The 22529-nt window shown below is 66.5% G+C and carries 18 protein-coding genes; 4 read left to right on the top strand and 14 right to left on the bottom strand.

Annotated features, from left to right (window positions below; all coding sequences use genetic code 11):
* Positions 1-26: 26 nt before the first annotated feature.
* From ACNQPB_RS14160 to hisS, 4 genes are all read right to left on the bottom strand, one after another.
* Positions 27-830: a GNAT family N-acetyltransferase gene (locus tag ACNQPB_RS14160; protein ID WP_498752701.1), complete on the bottom strand. Its 804-nt coding sequence runs from the start codon at positions 828-830 to the stop codon at positions 27-29.
* 72 nt (positions 831-902) lie between these two features.
* Entirely contained in the window at positions 903-2684 is a 1782-nt protein-coding gene (aspS, locus tag ACNQPB_RS14155; RefSeq protein ID WP_498752699.1) for an aspartate--tRNA ligase, read from the bottom strand.
* A 91-nt stretch (positions 2685-2775) separates the two neighbouring features.
* Positions 2776-4050, bottom strand: a complete 1275-nt coding sequence (locus ACNQPB_RS14150; RefSeq protein WP_498752696.1) for an APC family permease — start codon at positions 4048-4050, stop codon at positions 2776-2778.
* A 13-nt stretch (positions 4051-4063) separates the two neighbouring features.
* Complete coding sequence (hisS, locus tag ACNQPB_RS14145; RefSeq protein WP_498752694.1) at positions 4064-5407, bottom strand: histidine--tRNA ligase; 1344 nt, start codon at positions 5405-5407, stop codon at positions 4064-4066.
* Between the two features lie 207 nt (positions 5408-5614).
* Between hisS and ACNQPB_RS14140 the strand changes: the two genes are divergently transcribed.
* From ACNQPB_RS14140 to ACNQPB_RS14130, 3 genes are all read left to right on the top strand, one after another.
* Entirely contained in the window at positions 5615-6412 is a 798-nt protein-coding gene (locus tag ACNQPB_RS14140) for a peptidylprolyl isomerase (protein ID WP_498752692.1), read from the top strand.
* A gap of 64 nt (positions 6413-6476) precedes the next feature.
* Positions 6477-7928, top strand: a complete 1452-nt coding sequence (locus ACNQPB_RS14135) for a DUF349 domain-containing protein (RefSeq protein ID WP_498752690.1) — start codon at positions 6477-6479, stop codon at positions 7926-7928.
* A gap of 93 nt (positions 7929-8021) precedes the next feature.
* On the top strand, positions 8022-8627 hold the full coding sequence (locus ACNQPB_RS14130) for a hypothetical protein (RefSeq protein WP_498752688.1): 606 nt from the start codon (positions 8022-8024) through the stop codon (positions 8625-8627).
* A 29-nt stretch (positions 8628-8656) separates the two neighbouring features.
* Here ACNQPB_RS14130 and ACNQPB_RS14125 read toward each other — a convergent pair whose 3' ends face one another.
* The 9 genes from ACNQPB_RS14125 to pdxT form a co-directional block, all read right to left on the bottom strand.
* The gene (locus ACNQPB_RS14125; RefSeq protein WP_498752686.1) at positions 8657-11050 is read right to left on the bottom strand and encodes a RelA/SpoT family protein; all 2394 of its coding nucleotides are present in this window, start codon (positions 11048-11050) and stop codon (positions 8657-8659) included.
* Positions 11051-11199: 149 nt separating this feature from the next.
* The gene (secF, locus tag ACNQPB_RS14120; protein ID WP_498752684.1) at positions 11200-12213 is read right to left on the bottom strand and encodes a protein translocase subunit SecF; all 1014 of its coding nucleotides are present in this window, start codon (positions 12211-12213) and stop codon (positions 11200-11202) included.
* Positions 12213-13985 (bottom strand): protein translocase subunit SecD, encoded by a 1773-nt coding sequence (gene secD / locus ACNQPB_RS14115; protein WP_498752683.1) that lies wholly within the window; start codon positions 13983-13985, stop codon positions 12213-12215. The genes secF and secD overlap by 1 nt, the downstream gene beginning before the upstream one ends.
* A 107-nt stretch (positions 13986-14092) precedes the next feature.
* Positions 14093-14500: a preprotein translocase subunit YajC gene (yajC, locus tag ACNQPB_RS14110; RefSeq protein WP_498752839.1), complete on the bottom strand. Its 408-nt coding sequence runs from the start codon at positions 14498-14500 to the stop codon at positions 14093-14095.
* Positions 14501-14685: 185 nt separating this feature from the next.
* Entirely contained in the window at positions 14686-15762 is a 1077-nt protein-coding gene (gene ruvB / locus ACNQPB_RS14105) for a Holliday junction branch migration DNA helicase RuvB (protein WP_498752681.1), read from the bottom strand.
* Positions 15755-16399, bottom strand: a complete 645-nt coding sequence (gene ruvA / locus ACNQPB_RS14100) for a Holliday junction branch migration protein RuvA (protein ID WP_498752679.1) — start codon at positions 16397-16399, stop codon at positions 15755-15757. The genes ruvB and ruvA overlap by 8 nt, the downstream gene beginning before the upstream one ends.
* An 89-nt stretch (positions 16400-16488) precedes the next feature.
* Positions 16489-17067, bottom strand: coding sequence for a crossover junction endodeoxyribonuclease RuvC (gene ruvC, locus ACNQPB_RS14095; RefSeq protein WP_498752678.1), 579 nt, complete (start codon positions 17065-17067; stop codon positions 16489-16491).
* Between the two features lie 39 nt (positions 17068-17106).
* Positions 17107-17862 carry a YebC/PmpR family DNA-binding transcriptional regulator gene (locus ACNQPB_RS14090; RefSeq protein WP_498752676.1) on the bottom strand — a complete coding sequence of 252 codons (756 nt, stop codon included), beginning with the start codon at positions 17860-17862 and terminating at the stop codon, positions 17107-17109.
* Positions 17863-17866: 4 nt separating this feature from the next.
* Positions 17867-18547, bottom strand: a complete 681-nt coding sequence (gene pdxT / locus ACNQPB_RS14085) for a pyridoxal 5'-phosphate synthase glutaminase subunit PdxT (RefSeq protein WP_498752674.1) — start codon at positions 18545-18547, stop codon at positions 17867-17869.
* A gap of 109 nt (positions 18548-18656) precedes the next feature.
* Here pdxT and asnB point away from each other — a divergent pair, with 109 nt between their 5' ends.
* Positions 18657-21332: an asparagine synthase (glutamine-hydrolyzing) gene (asnB, locus tag ACNQPB_RS14080; RefSeq protein WP_498752672.1), complete on the top strand. Its 2676-nt coding sequence runs from the start codon at positions 18657-18659 to the stop codon at positions 21330-21332.
* A 15-nt stretch (positions 21333-21347) separates the two neighbouring features.
* On the opposite strand, the gene ACNQPB_RS14075 is transcribed toward asnB, so the two are convergent.
* A complete protein-coding gene (locus tag ACNQPB_RS14075) occupies positions 21348-22481 on the bottom strand; it encodes an FAD-dependent monooxygenase (RefSeq protein ID WP_498752669.1) in 1134 nt (377 codons plus the stop codon).
* Between the last annotated feature and the right edge of the window lie 48 nt (positions 22482-22529).

Below are 22529 nucleotides of genomic sequence, written 5' to 3'. Positions count from 1 at the left end.
CCGCCACCGCCGCCGGTCGCCTGGCGTCAGCAACCGCTCACTGCGCGCTGCAGTGGCGCCTGACGGTACAGATACCGGCCCTGCTCACGGAAACCTCCCCCGGTGTACAGGGCCTGCGCCGCACTGTTGCCGGCGGTCACCATGAGCCAGAAGTTCGCCACTCCGCCGTCGACGCCGGCGGACAGCAGGGCGTCCAGGATGCGCCGGGCGAAGCCCTGGCGGCGGTGCTCCCGGCTGGTCGCCATGCAGTACAGCCCGCCCCAGCCCCCTGCAGCCTCCACCGGAAGAGCACCCGACGGCAGGGCGAGGCGCCCGACGGCGGCGGGCACGCCGCCGTCGTCCCTGAGCAATGCGTAAAGCGACGGGCAGCCGGCGAGGATGCGGCGGGCTATCTCCAGTTCCCCGTCGCCGCCGCGGCCGTCCACCGACCACCAGAGCCGAAGCCATTCCTCCGAAGGCGTGCCGGAGATCTCGACGCCGGGCACACTCCCGGAAAGAATCCCCTCCGCCGCGCGGGCCATGATGAGGGTTTCCGATTGCCGTGTGAAGCGTCCGGCATCGAGCAGGTCATTCAGCTCCGCGTACCGGAGATCGTCGAATACTTGGAAGATCAGCGGCAGGCGCCGGCGCCGGTACCAAAGCGTCGCGTTGCTGAGCGCGGCGGGATCGACGGCAGTGCCGCGCGGCCACACCGAGTTGGCTCGCTGGGTGACGCCGCCCGCGGCACGCATCACCCAACCGGAGAGTTCTTCACGGTCCGGTGCAGGCCAGGCCTGGTCCATGAGTTCTCCGAGCACCCCGGTTTCCGTCGCAGCCGCCTCCGGCCCCATGAACACTCCTGAATGAAAAAGCCAAAGCTCCCCGCTCCGCAGGACGCGGAGCGGGGAGCTTTGGGATGTTCGTTATTCCGACTTGGCTGCCGGCTTGGCCTCGGGCTTGAAGTCCACGCCGGCTTCCTTGCGCTGCTGCGCCGTGATGGGTGCCGGCGCGGCAGTCAGGGGATCGTAGCCGCCGCCGGACTTCGGGAACGCGATGACGTCGCGGATCGAGTCGACGCCGGCCAGCAGGGAGACCACGCGGTCCCAGCCAAGCGCCATGCCGCCGTGCGGAGGTGCGCCGTACTTGAAGCCCTCGAGCAGGAAGCCGAACTTCTCCTGTGCTTCTTCGTGGCTGATGCCCATGACCTTGAAGACGCGTTCCTGGACGTCGCTCTGGTGGATACGGATCGACCCGCCGCCGATCTCGTTGCCGTTGCACACGATGTCGTAGGCGTACGCCAGGGCGGCTTCGGGGTTCTCGTCGAAGGTGTCCAGGAACTCCGGCTTCGGCGAGGTGAAGGCGTGGTGCACGGCCGTCCAGGCGGAGTATCCGAGGGCCACATCGCCGGACGCCGTGGCCTGGGCTGCAGACTCGAACATCGGTGCGTCGACAATCCAGACGAAAGCCCAGTCCTTGGGATCGATCAGGCCGGTGCGGTGGCCGATCTCCACGCGTGCCGCGCCGAGCAGCGCGCGCGACGGCGAGACCTCGCCGGCTGCGAAGAAGATGCAGTCACCGGGCTTGGCGCCCACGGCCTCGGCCAGGCCGGCACGCTCGGTGTCGGTCAGGTTCTTCGCCACGGGGCCGGCAAGCTCGCCGTCTTCCTTGTACAGGACGTAGGCCAGGCCCTTCGCCCCGCGCTGCTTGGCCCATTCCTGCCAGGCGTCCAGGGTGCGGCGGGGCTGCGAGGCACCGCCGGGCATGACGACGGCACCAACATAGGGTGCTTTGAAGACGCCGAAGTTGGTGTCCTTGAAGAATTCGGTCAGTTCCGTCAGTTCGAGGCCGAAGCGCAGGTCCGGCTTGTCGGAACCGTACTTGGCCATGGCTTCCCAGTAGGTCATGCGGCGGATCGGAGTGGGTACTTCGACGTCGATCAGCTGCCACAGCACCTTGATCAGTGCTTCGCCGAGTTCGATGATGTCGTCCTGCTCAACAAAGCTCGCCTCGATGTCCAGCTGGGTGAACTCGGGCTGGCGGTCCGCGCGGAAGTCCTCATCGCGGTAGCAGCGGGCGATCTGGTAGTACTTCTCGAAACCGCCCACCTGCAGCAGCTGCTTGAAAAGCTGCGGGGACTGCGGCAGGGCGTACCAGGAACCCGGCGCCAGTCGGGCGGGGACCACGAAGTCGCGGGCGCCTTCCGGCGTCGAACGCGTGAGCGTGGGGGTTTCGATCTCCACGTAACCCTGCTGGTGCAGCAGCTCGCGGGCAACACGGTTCGCCTCCGAACGCAGGCGCATGTTGCGGGCAGGGCCCGGCCGGCGCAGGTCCAGGTAGCGGTGCTTGAGGCGGGCTTCCTCGCCGACCTCGACGTGCTCGTCGATCTGGAACGGCAGCGGGTCCGAGGTGTTGAGGATCACGACCTTTTCGGCGATGACTTCGATCTCGCCGGTGGCCAGGGCCGGGTTCCCGTTGCCTTCGGGGCGCTTGTTCACGGTGCCGATGACCTGCAGCACGTACTCGTTGCGGAGCCCGTGGAAGACCTCTTCCTCGCGGACAACCACCTGGGCGACACCGGAAGCGTCCCGCAGGTCAACGAAGGCCACACCACCGTGGTCACGGCGGCGGCCGACCCAGCCTGCCAGGGTAACGGTCTGTCCAATGTGCTCGGAACGCAACGATCCGAGGTCATGTGTGCGCAGCACAGCATTCCTTTCAGCATGATTTTTGGCCGATCGCGGCGAAACGATCCCGTCTGAGTTTACCCGCCCGGATGCGCGGCAGCCGCCACCGGGTTCAGGATCGGGCGCCAGCGAGGCGCAGCCGCACCAGCCGGTACACGATCCCGACGGCGAATACCGCCACCCCGGCAAGCAACGACGACGCCGGAAGGGTCGCCACGAGCAGCACGCACGCCAGCGCCCCCAGCACCTGGAGTGCCTTCGGGTAGCGCCGCTGCGCCCCCGTCTGCGTGAGGGCGGCGAGGTTCGCCACCAGGTAATACAGCAGGACCCCGAAGGACGAGAAACCGATCGCGCCGCGCAAGTCCGCCACCGCGATCACCACACAGACGACGACGGCGAGGACCACCTCGGCCCGGTGCGGAACCTTGAAGCGGGGGTGCACTGCGCTGAGCCAGACGGGCAGCTCGGCGTCCCTGGCCATGGCGAGGGCGGTCCTGCCGATCCCGGCGATGAGCGCGAGCAGGGCACCCAGCGCCGCGAGTGCCGCAGCGACGGACACGAAGGGTACGAGCCAGGGCCAGGGACCAGCGGCGACAGCGGCAGCCAAGGGCGCGGGCGTGCCGGCCACTCCGCCGGGTCCGAGCACCGCGAGGATGCCCGTCGCCACGGCCGCATAGACCAGCACCGTGATGCCAAGGGAGGCGGTGATTGCCCGGGGAATGGTGCGTTCGGGCCGGATGACTTCCTCGCCCATCGTCGCGATCCGCGCGTAGCCGGCGAAGGCGAAGAACAGCAGTCCCGCCGACTGCAAGGTTCCGTACCAGCCTGCCGCGGGCAGTCCGCCGTCGAACATCCTGCCAAAACCCGGCCCGGATGCCGCGCCCGCAAAGCACGCGACGACGAGCAGAACCAGCACCAGGAGCACGGCGGCCACGATGATCCGCGCCAGCCGGGCGGTCCGTGTGACGCCGCGGTAGTTGACCGCGGCCAGACCCAGCACCGCGGCTATGGCAAGGGGCCGTTCCCAGCCTGCAGGTGCGAGATACGCGGCGAAGGTGAGGGCCATCGCCGCGCTGCTTGCGGTCTTGCCGATCACGAAGCCCCACCCGGCCAGGAAACCGGGCCACTCCCCCAGTTGCTTCCGGCCGTACAGGTACGCGCCGCCGGAGCTCGGGTACGCGGCGGCTAGCTGTGCCGAGGAGGTGGCGTTGCAATACGCGACGAAGGCAGCGATCAACAGACCGAGGAGCAGCCCGGCTCCCGCGGACTGGGCAGCGGGGGTGAAGGCCGCGAACACGCCGGCGCCGATCATCGACCCCAGCCCGATCGTCACGGCGTCGGCGGTGCCGAGGCGCCGGGCGAGTGTCCCGCCGGAGTTGTTTGCCATCGCCGCCGTGTCGTCAGGCGGTGGTGATGCGGACGTTGAGGTCCTCGGCCGGCGGCGACCAGCTGGCCGGGTCCGCGTCGGTCTGCTCGCCACTGCGGATGTCCTTGACCTGGTGCTTGCCGTCGTCGTCCGTGAACCAGACGAAGGGGATGCCGCGGCGGTCAGCGAACTTGATCTGCTTGCCGAACTTCTCGGCCTTGGCGGCCACCTCGGTGGAGATCCCGCGGGCGCGAAGCTGTGCGGCGACGTCCTGGGCGCTGATCCAGCTGTCGTCATTGTTCAGCGCGACGAGCACGGCGGTCGGGACCGAACGTGATGCCGTGGCGAATTCCTGGCTGAGGATGCGCGAGACCAAACGCGTCACGCCGATGGACAGACCGACGCCCGGGAACGTGCGGTTGCCCTTGCGGGCGAGGGCGTCGTAGCGGCCGCCGGAGCAAATGGAGCCGAGCTGCTCGTGGCCGACCAGCACGGTTTCGACGACGGTGCCGGTGTAGTAGTCCAGGCCGCGGGCGATGCTGAGGTCCGCGAGGACCTTGCCCGGCGCGCGCAGGACGGCTGCCGCGATGACCTGCTCCAGCTCGCTGAGGCCTTCCTCAAGCAGTTCGTGCTTGACGCCGAGGGCACGGACCTGCTCCACGAAGGAGGTGTCTTCGGTGCGGATCGTCGCCAGGCTGAGGGCGAGCTGTGCCTGTTCATCGCTGGCGCCCAGTTCGCTCTTGAGGAGTTCCGCGACCTTTTCGGCGCCGATCTTCTCAAGCTTGTCGATACTGCGCAGCACCCCGGCGGTGTCGTCCAGGCCGATGCCGCGGTAGAAACCCTCGGCGAGCTTGCGGTTGTTGATCCGGAGGCGGAAGTCCGGGATCGGCAAGGCGCTCAGGGCCTCGGCAATCACCAGGGCGATCTCGACGTCATAGCGGAAGGGCAGCTCGCCGTCGCCGACGACGTCGATGTCGGCCTGGGTGAATTCGCGGGCGCGGCCTTCCTGCGGGCGTTCGCCGCGCCAGACTTTCTGGATCTGGTAGCGGCGGAACGGGAAGGCCAGGTAGCCGGCGTTCTCGACGACGTAACGGGCGAACGGCACCGTCAGGTCGAAGTGCAGGGCAAGCGCGTTGGGGTCTCCCTTGCCGTTTCCTGCGGTTTCCTCTTCTTCCTGGAGGCGGCTGAGGCCGTAGACCTCTTTGTCGATCTCGCCCTTGCGCAGCAACTGGCCGACTGTTTCGACCGCGCGGGTTTCAATGGACGAAAACCCGTGGAGTTCGAAGACGCGGCGCAGGGTGTCGAGCACATGCAGCTCCACCAACCGCTCCTGGGGAAGCCACTCGGGGAATCCGGACAGGGAGGCGGTACGTGCCATGGTGGAATTTTCTCCTCAAAGGTTGCGCGCAGCGGGACGGGCCGGGACCAGGCGCCGAATCAGCAGCCGTGTCCTGCGTGCGTCCAGTCAGTCATGCATAAACTATGTGCGGCAGCCAGTTTATGCTTCCCGGTGCCCGCACATCCAATGCGGCGGGCCCGGGCCGGCCGGCGTGAATGGAAGCTGTCCAGACAAGCAGGAGGACTCTTGGCAACAAGGCCACGGGAGACCCGTGAAGCCAAACGGCGCATCCGGCAGATGGAGGCCAGGCGCCAGCTGCGGCAGGAGCAAGGCAAACGCCGCCGCTTCGACAACATTGTCGCGGCCGCCGGCGGTGCCGCCGTCCTGGCTGCCGCCGTCGTCCTCCAGCTCACGGTCTTCAACTCCAACCCCACGGAGGCGGAGTACGCCGCCGCGCAGGCCGGCCTGAGCTCGCCGACGGCAAGTGCGTCGCCGTCGAACGGACCGGACATCCCCAAGCCTGAGACAGCGGCCGGCAAGACCTTCACCGGTGAACTCAAGCTCAACGGCGCCACCCTGGGTGTTTCGCTGGACGGTAAGAAGGCCCCGCAGGCCGCCGCCGTCTTGAAGTCCCTGGCCGACTCCGGCTACTACAAGGGCCTGTTCTGCCCCCGGGTCACCACGGGCAGCACGTTCGCCGTGCTGCAATGCGGCGGCACCAAGCCCGCGGATACCGGCGACGACGCCAGCTACCGCTGGGGCCCCCTGGAGAACACCCCCGCGGACAACAAGTACCCGGCAGGCACCATCGCGGTGGCACGCAGCGGTGACAACGCCTACGGGAACGGGCACCAGTTCTTCATCGTCTACAAGGACACAGTGATCCCGGCGGACAGCGCGGGCGGCTACACAATTGTGGGCAAGGTGACCAGTGGGCTGGACACCGTGGCGAAAATCGCCAAGGCAGGGATCAAGGCCGGCGGATCCGGCACGGACGGCGCCCCTGTGGCAACAGTCACGATAGACTCGTTTTCCCTGAAGTAAACAGCCGGGCCACCACGCGCGGCGCCTTACCTTAGTAATCCCTCCAAGCGAAAGACTTTTAGCGGTGACACACAGTCAGCAATCCGACGAAACTGCAGTAACGGCCAACGAAGAAGAGCAGCTCCCTGCAACGGAAACGCCCGCGCCCGAGGCCCCCCAGGCTCCGCGTCCGGCCGCCCCGTCGCCGGCCGCGTTCGCAGCCCGGCCGAAGGCCGCACCGAGCGTCATCCCCGCAGCTCCTGCTGCCGCTCCGTCCGCAGTTTCGCTGGCGGAGGCTTCCAAGTGGGGCCGCGCCGAGGAGGACGGCCATGTCTTCCTGACCATCGACGGCGCCGAGCAGCCGGTGGGCCAGTACCCCGGCGTGAGCCGCGAGGAGGCCCTAGGCTACTTCGCACGCAAGTTCGAGGACATCCTGGCACAGGTCGTGCTGCTGGAACACCGCGTCGAATCGAAGGCCCCGGCCACGGACATGCAGAAGACCGTAAACCACCTGCGCGAGCAACTCGCCGAGCGCAACATGGTTGGCGACATCCGCTCCGCGGAGGCCCGGCTCGACACCCTGACCGCCCAGATCACCGAGCTTGAGAAGTCCGAGAAGGCGGCGCACGACGCCGCACGCACCGCCGAACTCGCCGCGCGCGAGGCCATCGTCGCCGAAGCCGAAGCCATTTCCGGCCAGGACCCGTCGCAGGTGCAGTGGAAGACCTCCAGCGCCCGCATGAACGAGCTTTTCGAAAGCTGGAAGACGGCGCAGAAGAACGGCATCCGCCTCGGGCGCAGCAACGAAGACGCGCTGTGGAAGCGGTTCCGTGCCGCCCGCACAGTGTTCGACCGGCACCGCCGCGCCTACTTCTCCCAGCTCGACAGCACCAACTCCGCTGCGAAAGTTGCCAAAGAGAAGCTGATTGCCGAAGCCGAAGCCCTGTCGGATTCGACGGACTGGGGATACACCGCCGGCGAATACCGCCGCCTGATGGACCAGTGGAAGGCCACCCCGCGCGCGAGCCGCAAGGACGACGACGCCCTGTGGCTCCGCTTCCGCGCCGCCCAGGACGTCTTCTTCAGCAAGCGGCAGGCCGCCAACGAGGAAATCGACCAGCAGTTCGCGGCGAACCTCGTGGTCAAGGAAGAACTGATCGCGGAGGCGCAGGCGCTGCTGCCGATCTCCGACCTTGCCGCCGCCAAGAAGGCCCTGCAGTCCATCCGCGACCGCTGGGATGAAGCAGGCAAGGTTCCGCGCGCCGACATGGGCCGGATCGAAGCGGGCCTGCGCAAGGTTGAGGACGCCGTCCGTGAGGCCGAAGACGACAAGTGGCGTCGCAGCAACCCGGAAACCAAGGCACGCACCAACAGCGCCCTCGCCCAGCTTGAGGCCGCCATCGCCGGGCTGAAGGACGACCTGGAGAAAGCTGAGGAGTCCGGGGATGCCCGCGGCATCAAGGAAGCACGCGAAGCCTTGGAGGCCCGGCAGGCCTGGCTCGACCAGATCCAGCGCTCCGCCAGCGACCTCGGCTAAGCCTCCGAACCGCCTGTACAGGCCAGGTTCCGGTTATCCACATAACCGGAACCTGGCCTGTACCCGTTAAGGCCGGCGGGCCATGATGGCTCAATGAACGCCACGCCAACGCCGACGGAGCCGGGACCCCCGTTCCAGGAGCTGTACTCCCCCAACGACGTGTTCAGCCACGCCGAACTGCAGTCCATGGCGTTCGACGGCGTCCTGCAACCCCTGTACGGCGAAAGCTTCACCACCCAGGATGTAAGTGTCACGCCTCGCCTGCGTGCCAGGGCGGCAGGGCTGGTGGTGCCGGAGAACATCCGGCAGAAGGTGGTTGCAGGGCGCATGACGGCGGCCTGGATCTACGGGTGCGGAGGCGTCCCGGAGCGCCTCTCCTTGCTGGTGGATGCCAAGCACCGGGTTTCCAGCCTCCGTTCAACGCGGGGCTGCATCCTGCACGAGGTCCGTCTCGGCCAGTTGGACGTGGTGAGCATCGGCGGGCTGCTGGTCACCAGCCCGCTGCGCACCGCCGTCGACGTCGCCCTCCATGTGGAGGCCGAACGGGCCGTCCCGGCGCTGCGGGCGCTCCTGGAGAAGGCTGAACTGGGAATCCGGCTGCGCCTGGTCACCCTCGCCGTGGAGGCCACCCCCAGGGTGCCCCACAAGAAGGCCGCCCTGGCAAAACTGGCGTTGCTGCCAGCGGTTACCGCGGCGTGAGCCCGATGAATGCCAGCCTCGGCGACCTGTCAGCTGCGGCGCCGGTTGCCGGTGGTCCGGTAGACATCGAAAACGCCGTCGATCCTGCGGACGGCGCTGAGGACGTGGTGCAGGTACTTCGGGTCGCCCATTTCGAAGGCGAAGCGGGAAATCGCGACGCGGTCGCTCGAGGTGTGCACGGACGCGGCGAGGATGTTGACGTGGTTGTCCGAGAGCACGCGGGTCACATCGGAGAGCAGCGACTTCCTGTCGAGGGCCTCCACCTGGATCTCCACGAGGAACACGCTCGACTGGGTCGGCGCCCATTCCACTTCCACAATCCGGTCCGGCTCGTCCCGGAGCCCGGCCACGTTGGTACAGTCGGTGCGGTGCACCGAGACACCTGAACCACGGGTGACGAAGCCGAGGATGGGATCGGGTGGCACCGGGGTGCAACAGCGTGCCAGCTTCACCCAGACATCGCCCACTCCCCGGACAATGACGCCGGAATCCGAGTAGCGGGTCTTGGCAACCTGGGTGGGGACGCTGACCTCGTCCAGTTCTTCGTCCGGCGATTCCTGCCCGCCAAGGTGCTCCATGAGCTTTTCCATGACGGACTGGGCAGAGGTGTGCCCATCACCTACCCCGGCGTACAGGCCGGAGATGTCAACGTAGTGGAAGTCCTCCGCGACGGTGGACAAGGCGTCATGGGTCATAAGCCGCTGCAGCGGCAGGTTCTGCTTGCGCATCGCGCGGGTCAGGAGGTCCTTGCCGCGTTCGATGGCTTCCTCGCGGCGTTCCTTGCTGAACCACTGACGGATCTTGTTGCGTGCCCGGGCGCTCTTGACGAAATGCTGCCAGTCCTGGCTGGGACCGGCGCCTTCGGCCTTGGAGGTGAAGATCTCCACCCAGTCGCCGTGGTTGAGTTCGCTGTTGAGCGGAACGAGCTTGCCGTTGACACGGGCCCCAATGGTCCGGTGGCCCACCTCGGTGTGGACGGCGTAGGCGAAGTCCACGGGCGTGGAGCCCGCTGGCAGCGCCATGACCTCGCCCTTCGGGGTGAACACGAAGACTTCGCGGGCGTTGATCTCGAAGCGGAGGGAATCGAGGAACTCGCCTGGATCGGAGGTTTCCTGCTGCCAGTCGACCAGGGAGCGCAGCCAGCCCATGTCGCCGTCGCGGGGGCTGCCGGGTCCGACGGCGGTCCGGTTGGGCTGGTCCTTGTACTTCCAGTGCGCGGCCACACCATATTCGGCGCGGCGGTGCATCTCATGTGTGCGGATCTGGATTTCCACCGGCTTGCCGCCGGGCCCGATGACGGTCGTGTGCAGCGACTGGTACATGTTGAACTTCGGCATCGCGATGTAGTCCTTGAACCGGCCGGGCAGCGGGTTCCAGCGCGCGTGCAGGGTGCCCAGTGCCGCGTAACAGTCCCGGACGGTATCGACCAGGACGCGCACGCCCATGAGGTCGTTGATGTCGTCGAAGTCCTTATCGCGGACCACCATCTTCTGGTAGATGGAGTAGTAATGCTTGGGCCGGCCGGTGATGGTGGCCTTGATCTTCGCCAGGCGCAGGTCATCGGCAATCTGGTTGCGGATGACACTGAGGCTCTTCTCGCGCTCAGGGGTGCGGTCCCCCACCATGCGGACGATTTCTTCGTACACCTTGGGGTACAGAGCCGCGAAGGACAGGTCCTCAAGTTCCCACTTGATGGTGTTCATGCCGAGGCGGTGGGCCAGGGGCGCGAAGATTTCCAGGGTCTCGCGGGCCTTGCGGGAGGAGGATTCAGCAGAGACGAAACGCCAGGTGCGGGCGTTGTGCAGGCGGTCGGCGAGCTTGATCATCAGGACCCGGATGTCCTTGGCCATGGCTACGACCATCTTGCGGACAGTCTCCGACTGGGCGGCGTCGCCGAACTGGACCTTGTCCAGCTTGGTCACGCCGTCCACCAGCATGGCGACTTCGGGTCCGAAATCCCGGGTGAGGTCACCCAGGGTATAAGGGGTGTCCTCGACCGTGTCGTGGAGCAGGGCCGCCGCGAGCGTTGTTCCGGTCATGCCGAGCTCGGCCAGGATCGTGGCTACGGCGACCGGATGGGTGATGTACGGGTCGCCGCTCTTGCGCTTCTGGCCCTGGTGGCTGCGCTCGGCCACCGCGAAGGCACGCTGGATGAGGTCGAAGTCTTCCTTCGGGTTGTTCGCGCGCACGGTCCGCAGGAGGGGTTCGAGAATCGGCGAGTAGCTGGCGACGCCGCGGCCCGTCAGCCGCGCGAGCCGGGACCGCGTCCGTTCGCGCCGGCCGGGGAAGGTCGGGCGGATGCCGAAGCTGTCCACAGGCACCCCGCTTGCGGTACCTGCCGACGGTGCGGAGGCAACTCCGGAGGCACGGTCCAGGCCGTTGTCCCCGCCAGCCGGTGGCGCCGACGTCGTACGTTCCTCCACAAGTGTCCCCTCACGAACGAATTAATTAACCCAGTCTATTCCTGCCCGGGCATCCTTCGGGAACCGCCGTCAACATGACGGAAACACCAAACGCCGAAGGGCCGGCCACCGCGGCGTGCGGTGGCCGGCCCTTCATGGGAGCGGAGGGCTCAGGCGGTGGCGGGTTCGCCTGCCTGGGCTGCACCTTCGGCCCGGCGGGAGGCGACCTTTTTGGCCTGCTTGACCAGCTCCGGTTCGCCCTGGCGCAGCCAGGCGTACAGCGGCGCTGCGATGAAGATCGTGGCAGCCGTACCGATCAGGATGCCCACGAACAGGGCCAGCGACAGGTCACGCAAGGTGCCGGCGCCGAGCAGGCCAGCGCCGATGAACAGGATCGCGGCAACCGGCAGGACGGCGACCATCATGGTGTTGATGGAACGGACCAGGGTCTGGTTCACTGCGAGGTTCACCTCTCCAGCGAAGGTCCGTCGCGTGGAGCTCCCGATGTCCGAGGTGTTTTCGCGGATCTTGTCGAAGACCACCACGGTGTCGTACAGCGAATAGCTCAGCACCGTCAGGAAGCCGATGATCGCCGAGGGAGTGACTTCGAAGTCACTCGCCGAGTACACGCCGGCGGTGATGACCATCGTCACCACCATGCCCGCGAGGGCCGAGACGGACATCTTCCAGGTACGGAAGTACAACGCCATCAGGACGGCGGCGAGGCCGACGAACACCGCGAGGCCGATCAGGGCCTGCTTGGTGACGTCCTGGCCCCAGGTCGGACCGATGAAGGTCGACGTGACCTCGTTTTCGGTGACGCCGTAGGCAGAAGTCAGGCCTTCCTTGATCCGCAGGGTTTCGTCGTCGCTGAGCTTGTCCGTCTGGATCCTCATGGTGCTGCCCGCGACGTTGGCCACGCGCGGCACGGCACCGGCAACCACAGCGTGCACGGCTTTTTCGCCGAGCGTCGAGTCGGTGGTCTTGACGTTCGAGACGGTGAACTCCGAGCCGCCACGGAACTCGATGCCAAGGTTGAAACCGCCCTTGACGGCCGGCAGGAAGATGGACACGGCCATTGCTACGGCCGCGACCAGGAACCAGATCTTCTTGGCTCCGACGAAGTCGTAGGAGCGTTTCCCGGTGTAGAGCTCGTTGCCGAAGCGTGCAAAGCTGCTGGTCATTACTTGCCTTCCTTGGTTCCGCTGGAAGAACGGCTGCCCTTCGAAGATCCGGACAGTTCGCCTTGCTTCTCGGCAAGGCGGCGTTCGGCAATGGTCATGCGGCGTTCGGCCTCGGCGGCCGCACCGGTATTGCGCGGGCGCACGACGGCGGGCTTCTCAGCAGGCGTGCGGAGCCGGCCGGCGCCGCGGTACAGCGGGACAGCGCCGAGCCGCGCGGGGTCCAGTCCGGAGAATCGGTGGCCTTCGCCGAAGAACTTCGTGCGCGCCAGCACCTGCAGGGTGGGGTGCGTGAACATGAAGACCACGAGGAGGTCGGCCAGGGCCGTCAGGCCGAGGGTGAACGCGAAGCCGCGGACGTTGCCGACGGCCACGAAGTACAGCACGAGCGCGGCGAGGAGGTTGACCGCCTTGGAGGCCAGCACCGTACGCTTGGCGCGCTTCCAGCCGTTCTCGACGGCAGAGACCAGGCCCTTGCCTTCGCGCAGTTCGTCGCGGATGCGTTCGAAGTAGACGATGAACGAGTCCGCCGTTTGGCCGATGGCGACGATGAGGCCCGCGACGCCGGCCAGGGACAAGCGGTAGTTCTCGGTCCAGCCGAGGATGGCGATGGCGAGGTAGGTCAGGCCGCCGGCCACGACGAGCGAGGCAATGGTGACGAAGCCGAGCGCCCGGTACTGGAACAGGGAGTACACCACCACGAGCAGCAGGCCGATGACGCCGGCCAGGAGGCCTAGTCGGAGCTGCTCGCCGCCGAGGGTCGCCGAAATCTGCTCTTCGGACTGGATGTCGAAGCTGATGGGCAGCGCACCGTAGCGCAGCTGATCGGACAGTGCCTTGGCGGTCTGCTCGGTGAAGTTGCCGGTGATCTGCGGGCGGCCGTCGGTGATGACGGCGAGCGAGCGGGGCGCGGAGATGACCTGGTCGTCCAGGACGATGGCGAACTGGGCCTTGGGGTCGTTGCCGCCCTGGGCCTGGGATGCGACGTAGAACTGGTTGAGGCGCTCGGTTACCGACTTGAAGGTCTTGGTGGCCGCCTCGTTGAAGGTGATGTTCACACCCCAGTCATTGGTCACGGAACCCTGGGCACCCTGGACCGGGCCGAAGGTCGAGGACGTGATGTCCTGGCCCTTCACTTCAACCGGGCCGAGGATGTACTTGACGGCCGGGGACTGGGCAGTGGCAGGTTCACAGGTGACGAGCGGTTTGGCCGGGTCGGAGCGCTCCTGCTTGTCCTGGGACGGGTTGACGCAGTCCAGGGCCTCGAAAGCCTTGTAGACGTCGGCCGTGACCCAGTTGTTGTCGCTGGCGTTGGTGGGCTTCGCCGTCGGCTTGGGCAGGTCCTTTTCCTTGGTCCGGGACGCCACGGGCACGGCGGCACCGTCCCCGGCTGCGATGACCGGGCGGAAGTTCATGTCGGCAGAAGCCTGGATCAGGGCGCGGGTTTCCTTGGACGGGGTACCCGGGAGGCTGACCACCACGTTGCGTCCGGACTGGGTGCTGATTTCGGCTTCGGCGACGCCGGAGCCGTCCACGCGCTGGCGGATGATCGCCACAGCCTGGTTCAGTTGGTCCTCGTTGATTTCCGACGAACCCTCGACCTTGGGCGCCAGGATCATCTGGGTCCCGCCTTCGAGGTCCAGTGCGAGCTTCGGAGCCCAGCTTGCGTGGCCCGCGATGACACCGCCGCCAAGGACGGCGGTCAGCGCAGCGAAAATTGCGACAAGCCAGATCAGCACCCTGCGGGCTGGGTTCTTGCGGCCGGTTCGTGCCATGTTCGATCTTCCTGTTGTGACGGATCTACCGCCGGCCGTCACTTGTAAGCACTGGCCGGCGGCAGGTCATTGCCTTGGAACGTGTCTGCCCTGAAAGAGGCGCAGGACTAGTTGTCCTTCTTGTCCTCACCGTTGAGGCGCTTGATGGACTCCTCGGGAGTCTCCGCGGGATCCACCACGGGACCGGCCTGGGCCCGCTCACCGAGGGACGGCTCAGCAAGGGAAGATGCGTCGTCCGGGACCTCGACGGAGTCGACGGCCTCGGGGGCTTCGATGACCTTGGTCACGGCCTGGCGGTGCACGGTGGCGAGGTTTCCGGGAGACAGTTCGAGGACCACCTTGTTCTCGGCGTCATCCATCGACACGATGCGGCCGAACAGCCCGAAGCTGGTCATGACGTCCACGCCCGGGGCGAACTGGGACTGCAGCTTGGTCTGCTGCTCCCGGGTCTTCTTGTTGCGGCGGAACATCATGAAGATGAAGACGCCAAGAAGGACAAACAGCAGAATGTTCATTACATCCACGGGGAAGTTCCATTTCTTTGCATACGTTGAGGTTCACGGCATCGCTCCCCTGGGGTCCAGCAGCGGGGAAATCCCCCGACAGGCCGGACGGTGCACCGCCGGATGGCGGGCATGGCTCCATGGGCTCGAACGTGCCGAGCGTCATACCAGTCTAGGGGGAAAAGCTGGGAGCAGGGTTACAAACCGGATTCGACGGGCTGTTCCGCGTTGCCTTCCTCGCCGAAAAGTTCCAGCGGGTCCTGGCCGAACACGCCGACCGGCACTGCGTAGCCGAGGTGCGTCCAAGCCGGGCCCAGGGCGATCCTCCCGCGCGGCGTCCGCCCCAGCAGCCCCTCCCGTACCAGGAAGGGTTCGGCGACGGTTTCGACGGTCTCGGGTTCTTCGCCGACGGCGATCGCCAGGGTGGACAGGCCCACCGGGCCACCGTTGAACTTGGTGATGAGGGCCTCCAGGACTGAACGGTCCAGGCGGTCCAGCCCTCGTTGGTCCACCTCGTACATGTCCAGGGCGGCCGACGCGGCGCGGGCGTCGATCTGCTCGACACCGTGCACGAGCGCCCAGTCGCGCACGCGGCGGAGCAGACGGTTGGCGATACGGGGGGTTCCCCGCGAACGGCCTGCGATTTCGCGGAAGCCCGCCGAATTCACCCTGAGGTCGAGCAGCCCGGCCGAACGGCGGAGGACGAGTTCAAGTTCCTCAACGGAGTAGAACTCCAGATGCCCGGTAAAACCGAAACGGTCGCGCAACGGCCCGGGCAGCAGGCCCGCACGGGTGGTGGCGCCAACCAGGGTGAACGGCGGCAGTTCCAACGGGATGGCCGTAGCACCGGCACCCTTACCCACCACGATGTCCACACGGAAGTCCTCCATGGCCATGTAGAGCATTTCCTCCGCCGGCCGGGACATCCGGTGGATTTCGTCGAGGAACAAAACCTCGCCTTCGGACAGGGAAGACAGGATCGCGGCGAGGTCACCTGCGTGTTGGATGGCCGGGCCGCTGCTGATCCGCAGGGGTACGTTCATCTCCGCAGCAATGATCATCGACAGCGTGGTCTTGCCGAGGCCGGGCGGTCCGGAGAGCAGCACATGGTCCGCGCTGCGGCCGCGCATGCGGGAGGCTTCCAGCACCAGTGCGAGCTGCTTGCGTACGCGGTGCTGGCCCACGAAATCGTGCAGGTTCTTCGGGCGGAGGGCCGCCTCAATGATCCGCTCTTCCGGCTCTTCGCCGCCGGAGACGAGGGAGGCCTCAGCCACGGCTGCCTACTCTGTTGCCTGCGCGCGCGCCATCCTGGCCGAGCCAACGCAGGGTGGCGCGGAGGATCTGGGCGACGTCGCCGGCCTGGGCGAGGTCCGGGGAATCGGCCATGGCTTTGTCGATGCTGCCGCCGGCGTCCTTCTCGGACCAGCCGAGGCTGGTCATCGCCGCGACGACCTGCGGCTTCCATTCGGCCTGCGAGGCAGCTGCCTGAACGGGTGCCGGGCCCGTGCCACGGGGCACCAGCTTGCCGGACAGTTCCAGCACGATCCGCCCGGCCACCTTCGGCCCGATGCCGGGAACCTTCGTGAAGGCCTTGCCGTCTCCGCTGTGCGCGGCTACGCGGATTGTCTCGGGATCGTGGACGGCCAGAACCGCCAGGGCCAGCCGGGGCCCAACCCCGCTCACACTGAGCAGAACCTCGAAAACCTCGCGTTCGTCGTCGTCGGCAAAGGCGAAAAGGGTCAGCGAGTCTTCCCGGACGATCAGGGAAGTGAACAGCTTCGCTTCCTCGCCGACGTGCAGGCGGCTGAGGGTCTGCGGCGTAGCGAACACAGCCATTCCGGCGCCGTTGAGGTCGATGACCGCCGTGGACAGGCCCACGTGCGCCACGGTTCCGCGAAGAAAACTGATCAAAGCCGGCTCCTGAACTGAATTGCGTCAACTGAAGTCAAAACTGACTATCCGAACATATCTACGAATACCCTAGCAAGGGCCGCAGACATTCAGCGGCCGCGGCGCGCTTTGGCCTCGGCCTCGGCCCAGGCGCGCTGGGCCGGTGTCAAGGCGCTGCTGCCCGGTCCGGTGGTGGCCGCGGCGGCTCCGCTTCCCGCGCGCCAGGCGTGCGTCACGGCCAACGCGAGGGCATCAGCGGCATCGGCGGGACGCGGAGGCGCGTCAAGGCGCAGGATCTTGGTGATCAGCTTGGTGACGGCATCCTTGTTGGCGCCGCCGCTGCCGGTGACGGCGGCCTTGACTTCCGACGGCGTATGCAGCGCCACCGGGATGCCGCGGCGCGCGGCGGCAGCGATCACGACGCCGGACGCCTGGGCCACGCCCATCACCGTGCTGACGTTGAGCTGCGAGAAGACCCGTTCCACGGCCATCACGTCCGGCTTGTGCAGATCGAGCCATTCGTCGATCGCCTCGGCGATCACCAGCAGGCGGCGGTCGAGCGTCTCGTCCGGGGACGTCCCCACGACCCCGACGGCGACCATCGTCGCCCGGCGGTTCCGTTCGACGTCGACGACTCCGATGCCGCAACGGGTAAGGCCCGGATCGACTCCCAATACGCGAAGAGTCAATTCCGGGCCTTCCTGTTGCTGCTTGTTGGAGCTCCCAGCTTATTCGGCGTCGAGGGCTGCTTGGACCTCATCGCTCATGTCGGCGTTGGTGTAGACGTTCTGGACGTCGTCGAGTTCTTCGAGGGCGTCGACGAGCTTGAGGAACTTCTTGGCGCCGTCAAGGTCGAGCTGGACCTCCATGGACGGCACGAACTCGGCTTCGTCGCTTTCGTACTCGATGCCGGCCTCGGCCAGGGCGTCGCGGATGGCCTGGAGGTCACCGGGTTCGGAGTGGATTTCCCAGTTGTCGCCGCTGTCCTTGACTTCCTCGGCGCCGGCTTCGAGCACGGCCATGAGGATGTCGTCTTCGCCCAGGCCGTTCTTCGGCAGGCTGACGACGCCCTTGCGGGTGAAGAGGTAGCTCACGGAACCCGGGTCGGCGATGGTGCCGCCATTGCGGGAAATCGCCAGGCGGACTTCGGAGGCCGCACGGTTCTTGTTGTCCGTCAGACATTCGATGAGCAGCGCCGAACCCTGCGGGCCGCGGGCCTCGTACATGATTTCGGTGTAGTCGATGACCTCGCCGGTGAGGCCGGCGCCGCGCTTGATGGCGCGGTCGATGTTGTCGTTGGGCACCGAGGTCTTCTTGGCCTTGGTGACCGCCAGTTCCAGGCCCGGGTTTCCCGCGAGGTCCGGGCCGCCCATGCGGGCGGCGACTTCGATGTTCTTGATCAGTTTGGCGAACGACTTTGCACGCTTCGCGTCAATGACGGCTTTCTTGTGCTTGGTGGTCGCCCATTTGGAGTGGCCTGACATGCTCTTACGCTTCTCCTCTGATCATTCGAATGAAAAGTTCGTGGATACGCTTCTCCCCCGTCACTTCCGGATGGAAGGAGGTGGCCAGCAAACGGCCGGAGCGCACGGCAACAATTCTAGCCAATCCGTGCAAAGTATCCGTGTGGCGTGCGTTGTCCGGGTCCACCTGGGCCAGGATTTCGACCTCCGGGCCCACCCGTTCCACCCACGGGCCGCGGATGAACACGGCGTGCACCGGGTCCACGCCGGCCTCGCCCGCGCTGAAATCCAGGCCCTTGAAGTCAAGGTCCGTTTCGAAGGATTCCCGCTGCCGGCCGAAGGCGTTGCGGCGCACTGTGATGTCCAGGCCGCCGAAGCTCTGCTGCGGCCGGCCTTCGAGGTCCTTGGCAGGGTCCGCGATCTCGTTGGCGAGCAGGATCATGCCGGCGCAGGAGCCGTACACCGGCATTCCGGCGGCGATCCGTTCCTTGATGGGCTCAGCGAGTTCGAAGATGCGCGAGAGCTTGTCGATGGTGGTCGATTCCCCGCCGGGAATCACCAAGCCGTCGACGGCGGCAAGTTCCGACGGGCGGCGGACGCCGACGGCGCGTGCGCCCACTGCTTCGAGGGCGTGGAGGTGTTCGCGCACGTCGCCCTGCAGCGCGAGCACACCCACCAGCGGGGAGGAAATCTGTGGAATGTTCACCAGAACATTCTAGGGGTGGAGGGCACGCGGGCCGGTCGCCGCGAGGCCCGCCGGCGGTCAGCAAGTAGCATTGACAAGGATTCAGAGGACGATTGAAGAGGTAGGCACTATGTGCGGAATCGCCGGTTACCACGGTTTTGGGGAAGACGAAGCTCTGTTGAAGGTCATGAATGACTGCATCGAGCACCGCGGCCCCGACGGCGAGGGCTACTTCACCGAAGGCAACGTAGGCCTGGCCCACCGCCGGCTGTCCATCATCGACGTTGCGCATGGCCAGGAGCCGATGATCAGCGCCGATGGCGACACCGTATTGGTCTACAACGGCGAGGTCTACAACTACCTGGAGCTCCGCGCCGAACTCGAAGGGCTGGGACGCGCCTTCGCCACCCAGTCGGATACCGAAGTGGTGCTGCAGTCCTACGAACAGTGGGGCACCGAGGCGTTCGACCGCTTCAACGGCATGTTCGGCCTGGCCATCCTGGACAAGAAGAAGAACGTCACTGTGCTGGCCCGCGACCACTTCGGCATCAAGCCGGTGTACTGGGCCAACGCCGGCACGGACGAAGCTCCCAAGATCATCTTCGCTTCCGAGATCAAGCCCCTGCTGCAGAGCGGCAAGATCGAACGCAAGCCCAATGAGCGGATCCTGTACCGCTACCTGCAGTACCGCATCCACGACGACTCCGCCGAGACCTTCTTCGCCGGCGTCTCCAAGCTGCAGCCCGGCGAGATGATGTCCATCGACAACGCCACGGGCAAATACAGCATCAGCGCCTACACCCGGCTGCGCGAAGAACTTGAGGAGCTTTCCAAGGTCGACCGCCCGTACACACCCGAGGTCACCGAGGAGTACCGGACGCGCTTCACCGAGGCCATCCGCATGCGACTGAAGTCCGAGGTCCCGCTGGGCTCGGCGCTGTCCGGCGGGCTGGATTCCTCCGCCGTGGTGGTGACGATCAACAAGCTCATGCAGGAAAAGGCCGAAGCCACCGATTCCCTGGGCGCCAAGCAGAACACCTTCAGCGCGGTCTTCCCGAACTCCATCAACGACGAAGAACACTACGCCGACGCCGCGATCGCCAAGTGCAGCGGCAACATCCAGGCCCACAAGATCCTGCCGACGCCGGACGGCTTCGCCGCGGACCTTGACGACTTCGTGCGCACCATGGAGGAGCCCATCATCTCCTCGGGCCCCTACGCCCAGTACTGCGTGATGAAGGAAGCGTCCAAGCACGTCACAGTGCTCCTGGACGGCCAGGGCGCGGACGAAATGATGGCCGGGTATATCCCCTACTACTTCGCCTACCTGCGCCAGCTCAAAGCCAAGGGCGACTACAAGACCCTCCTGAAGGAGGCCACCTCCTCCCTGGACATCTTCTACCGACTGGGCCGCTTCCGCCTGCAGGGCAAGCTGACCGCGAAAAAGACCGTGGCCATGTCTTCCCTGCTGAACAAGAGCTTCACGGGCCGTTTCAAGGCCGAAAGCTTCAGCAACATCCCGGACAACATGAAGCTGCGCCTGATCGACGACCTCTTCCACAAGTCGCTGCCCTCGCTGCTGCGCTACGAGGACAAGAACACCATGCGCTTCTCCCTGGAGGGCCGCGTGCCGTTCCTGGACAAGGAAGTGGTCAAATTCCTCTTCAGCCTCTCCGACGAGGCCATCATCAAGGGCGGCTGGAACAAGCGGATCCTGCGCGATGCCACCCGGGGCCTGCTGCCGGAGAAGATCAGCAACCGCCGGAACAAGATCGGCTTCACCACGCCCGAGGCCGAATGGTTCAAGCTGATGAAGGAGCGGCTGTACAAGATCTTCATGTCCAACTCCTTCGCCGAGCGCCCGTACTGGAACCGTGAGGCCGTCCTGACGGCGTTCGAGGAGTACCTCAACGACAAGAACGACGCCGACACCATGATTTTCTGGCGCCTGCTGAACGTCGAGCTGTGGTTCCGCGAGTTCATCGACGAGAACGAAACGCCCGCGGACGTCAAGGAGAACAAGAGCGATTACGAGGCGAACCCCGGCAAGGAACTGGACATCACGGTGCCGGAGGCCGTGGGTGGCGAGACGTTCCGCCGCTACCCGCTGCAGACCGGCGTGTTCAAGCGCGAAACCGACCTTGATCCGGAAGTGCTGTCCTACGTGAACCGCTTCTTCGACGGCCTGGAAGCGGCCGACGAGGCAACCCGCAAAGCCGTCGCCTCGGCCCCGTGGTACCTGCTGGTAAGCGAGAAGATCGTGGCCATCACCCAGGGCCGCTCCTTCCCGGTGTGGGAAATCAAGGTGACCCCCGCCGCCCGGGTGCTGAGCAAGTTCGTCAAGCGGACTCCTGCCGGCATCGGCCTGGGCAGTCCCTGGTCCATGCAGATCGCCATCAACGAGGTCGGCCTGCCCCTGATCGCGAAGGCCGCCGCCGCGAGCGTCGTCGGCAAGCTGCAGGGCAAAAGCGGCGTCTTCTACGACGTGGTCGGCCACAACATCAACGCGATCGACGGCGCCACGCCCTACAGCCTTGGTTCCTCCGCCAACTCGGTGAAGCTGGCGCCGAAGGACCCCGAAGCTGTCGCGCGCCGGATCAGCGCCCTGGTCCGGGAGCGGGTCCCGGCCGAGTACGCCGCGAACTTCGCAGGAACGTCGATCATGGACGCCAACGACCTCGGCGTGGTGGCGATGGGCCATGACACCGACCTGCCGAAGGACACCATCCAGGCGATCTTCAAGGACAACCCGCAGGGACAGGGCGCCCAGGCAACCCCGATGTCCCTGGTTTTCAAGCAGAACTAGCGTTTTCAAGCAGAACTAGCCGCCGGGCCTCCAGGCTTTCCGTTCGCGTTGGGCCAGCCGGCCCATGAGCCTGGAGGCGCGGAGCATCCTCGCGGCCTTGGGCGCCCGGAGGCGCGAATACTTCCCAAGCAGCCCGACGACGTCGGCGCCCGCTCCCGCAGCCCTGCCCGCCAGCGCGCTCCGCACCAGTGCGGTCAGTGCAGCCGCGTCCTCCAGGCCGGCGCCGGCGCCCTGCCCGAGGTCGGGTGTCATGGCGTGCGCCGCGTCTCCGGCAAGCGCCACCCGCCCGCGGTGGAACACGGACAGGGGCCTGGTGAGGTCGTAGAGATCGTGCCGCAGGACGTCGGCTTCGTCGGTGCCTGCGATCAGGGCCCTCGCTGCCGGATACCAGGAAGCGAATTCCCGGCCCACGGCGTCCTTTTCCGAGGCCAGTCCCTCAACGTCCGCCGTCCTGCCTTCGTCCTTCGTGGCGACGGCGAACCAGTAGACCCGGCCGTCCGCCAAGGGCACGGTGCCGAAGCGCTGGCGGCTGCCCCAGTCTTCGCCCGCCATCCCGCCGGTGTCCGCGGGGTCGCGGGTCACTCCGCGCCAGGCCGTGTATCCGGCGTAGCGCAGGCCCGGGTCCAGCGACAGGAAGCGCCGGGTCGCACTGCGCAGGCCGTCGGCCGCAACCACAAGGTCCCAGGAACTCTGCTGCCCGTCAGCGGCGGTGAGCACGGCGCGGCGGAGATTATCGCCGTCGTCGTCCACGGTGACCGCAGTGTCCCAGTGGATGGGGATACCGCGGCAGGACTCGAGCAGGAACTCCCGCAGCGCGCTGCGGTGGAACATGCGCACCTTGGGGCGCGCCCAGGCAGGGAAGGACAGCGCAACCTTGCCGCTGGGCCGGCGCATGACGGTGCGGATTCCGGGACCCGGGCCGTGCGGCAGTTGATCGTAGCCGTCCAACAGGCCGAGGGTGCGCATCGCGGCCCGCGAGTTCGGGAACAGCGAGATCCCGGCCCCGGGCAGCGCGTACCGTGAGGCACGTTCGTAGACCTCGACGGCGGCCCCCGTCCTGGCGAGCCCTGCCGCCGTTGCGAGTCCGGCGATTCCGCCGCCGATGACCGCAATCCTCGGTGCCCTGCTTTCCGTGGAGTTGTCCGCCATAGGGCCAATTGTTGCATCCCGGGGACATTGCCTTGTGAGCTGGACCGC

The sequence above is a fragment of the Curtobacterium sp. LFS079 genome (genome assembly GCF_047977865.1).
GTDB lineage: Bacteria > Actinomycetota > Actinomycetes > Actinomycetales > Micrococcaceae > Arthrobacter.
Note: the sequence above shows the minus strand (reverse complement) of the source record. Positions and strands in the feature narration are given on the sequence as shown.

What these genes read in the sequence shown, in the direction of transcription:
- ACNQPB_RS14160 (WP_498752701.1), bottom strand. Translation starts at nt 830, where the DNA reads ATGGGGCCGGAGGCGGCTGCGACGGAAACCGGGGTGCTCGGAGAACTC.
- ACNQPB_RS14150 (WP_498752696.1), bottom strand. Translation starts at nt 4,050, where the DNA reads ATGGCAAACAACTCCGGCGGGACACTCGCCCGGCGCCTCGGCACCGCC.
- hisS (WP_498752694.1), bottom strand. Translation starts at nt 5,407, where the DNA reads ATGGCACGTACCGCCTCCCTGTCCGGATTCCCCGAGTGGCTTCCCCAG.
- ACNQPB_RS14130 (WP_498752688.1), top strand. Translation starts at nt 8,022, where the DNA reads ATGAACGCCACGCCAACGCCGACGGAGCCGGGACCCCCGTTCCAGGAG.
- secF (WP_498752684.1), bottom strand. Translation starts at nt 12,213, where the DNA reads ATGACCAGCAGCTTTGCACGCTTCGGCAACGAGCTCTACACCGGGAAA.
- secD (WP_498752683.1), bottom strand. Translation starts at nt 13,985, where the DNA reads ATGGCACGAACCGGCCGCAAGAACCCAGCCCGCAGGGTGCTGATCTGG.
- yajC (WP_498752839.1), bottom strand. Translation starts at nt 14,500, where the DNA reads ATGAACATTCTGCTGTTTGTCCTTCTTGGCGTCTTCATCTTCATGATG.
- ACNQPB_RS14090 (WP_498752676.1), bottom strand. Translation starts at nt 17,862, where the DNA reads ATGTCAGGCCACTCCAAATGGGCGACCACCAAGCACAAGAAAGCCGTC.
- asnB (WP_498752672.1), top strand. Translation starts at nt 18,657, where the DNA reads ATGTGCGGAATCGCCGGTTACCACGGTTTTGGGGAAGACGAAGCTCTG.
- ACNQPB_RS14075 (WP_498752669.1), bottom strand. Translation starts at nt 22,481, where the DNA reads ATGGCGGACAACTCCACGGAAAGCAGGGCACCGAGGATTGCGGTCATC.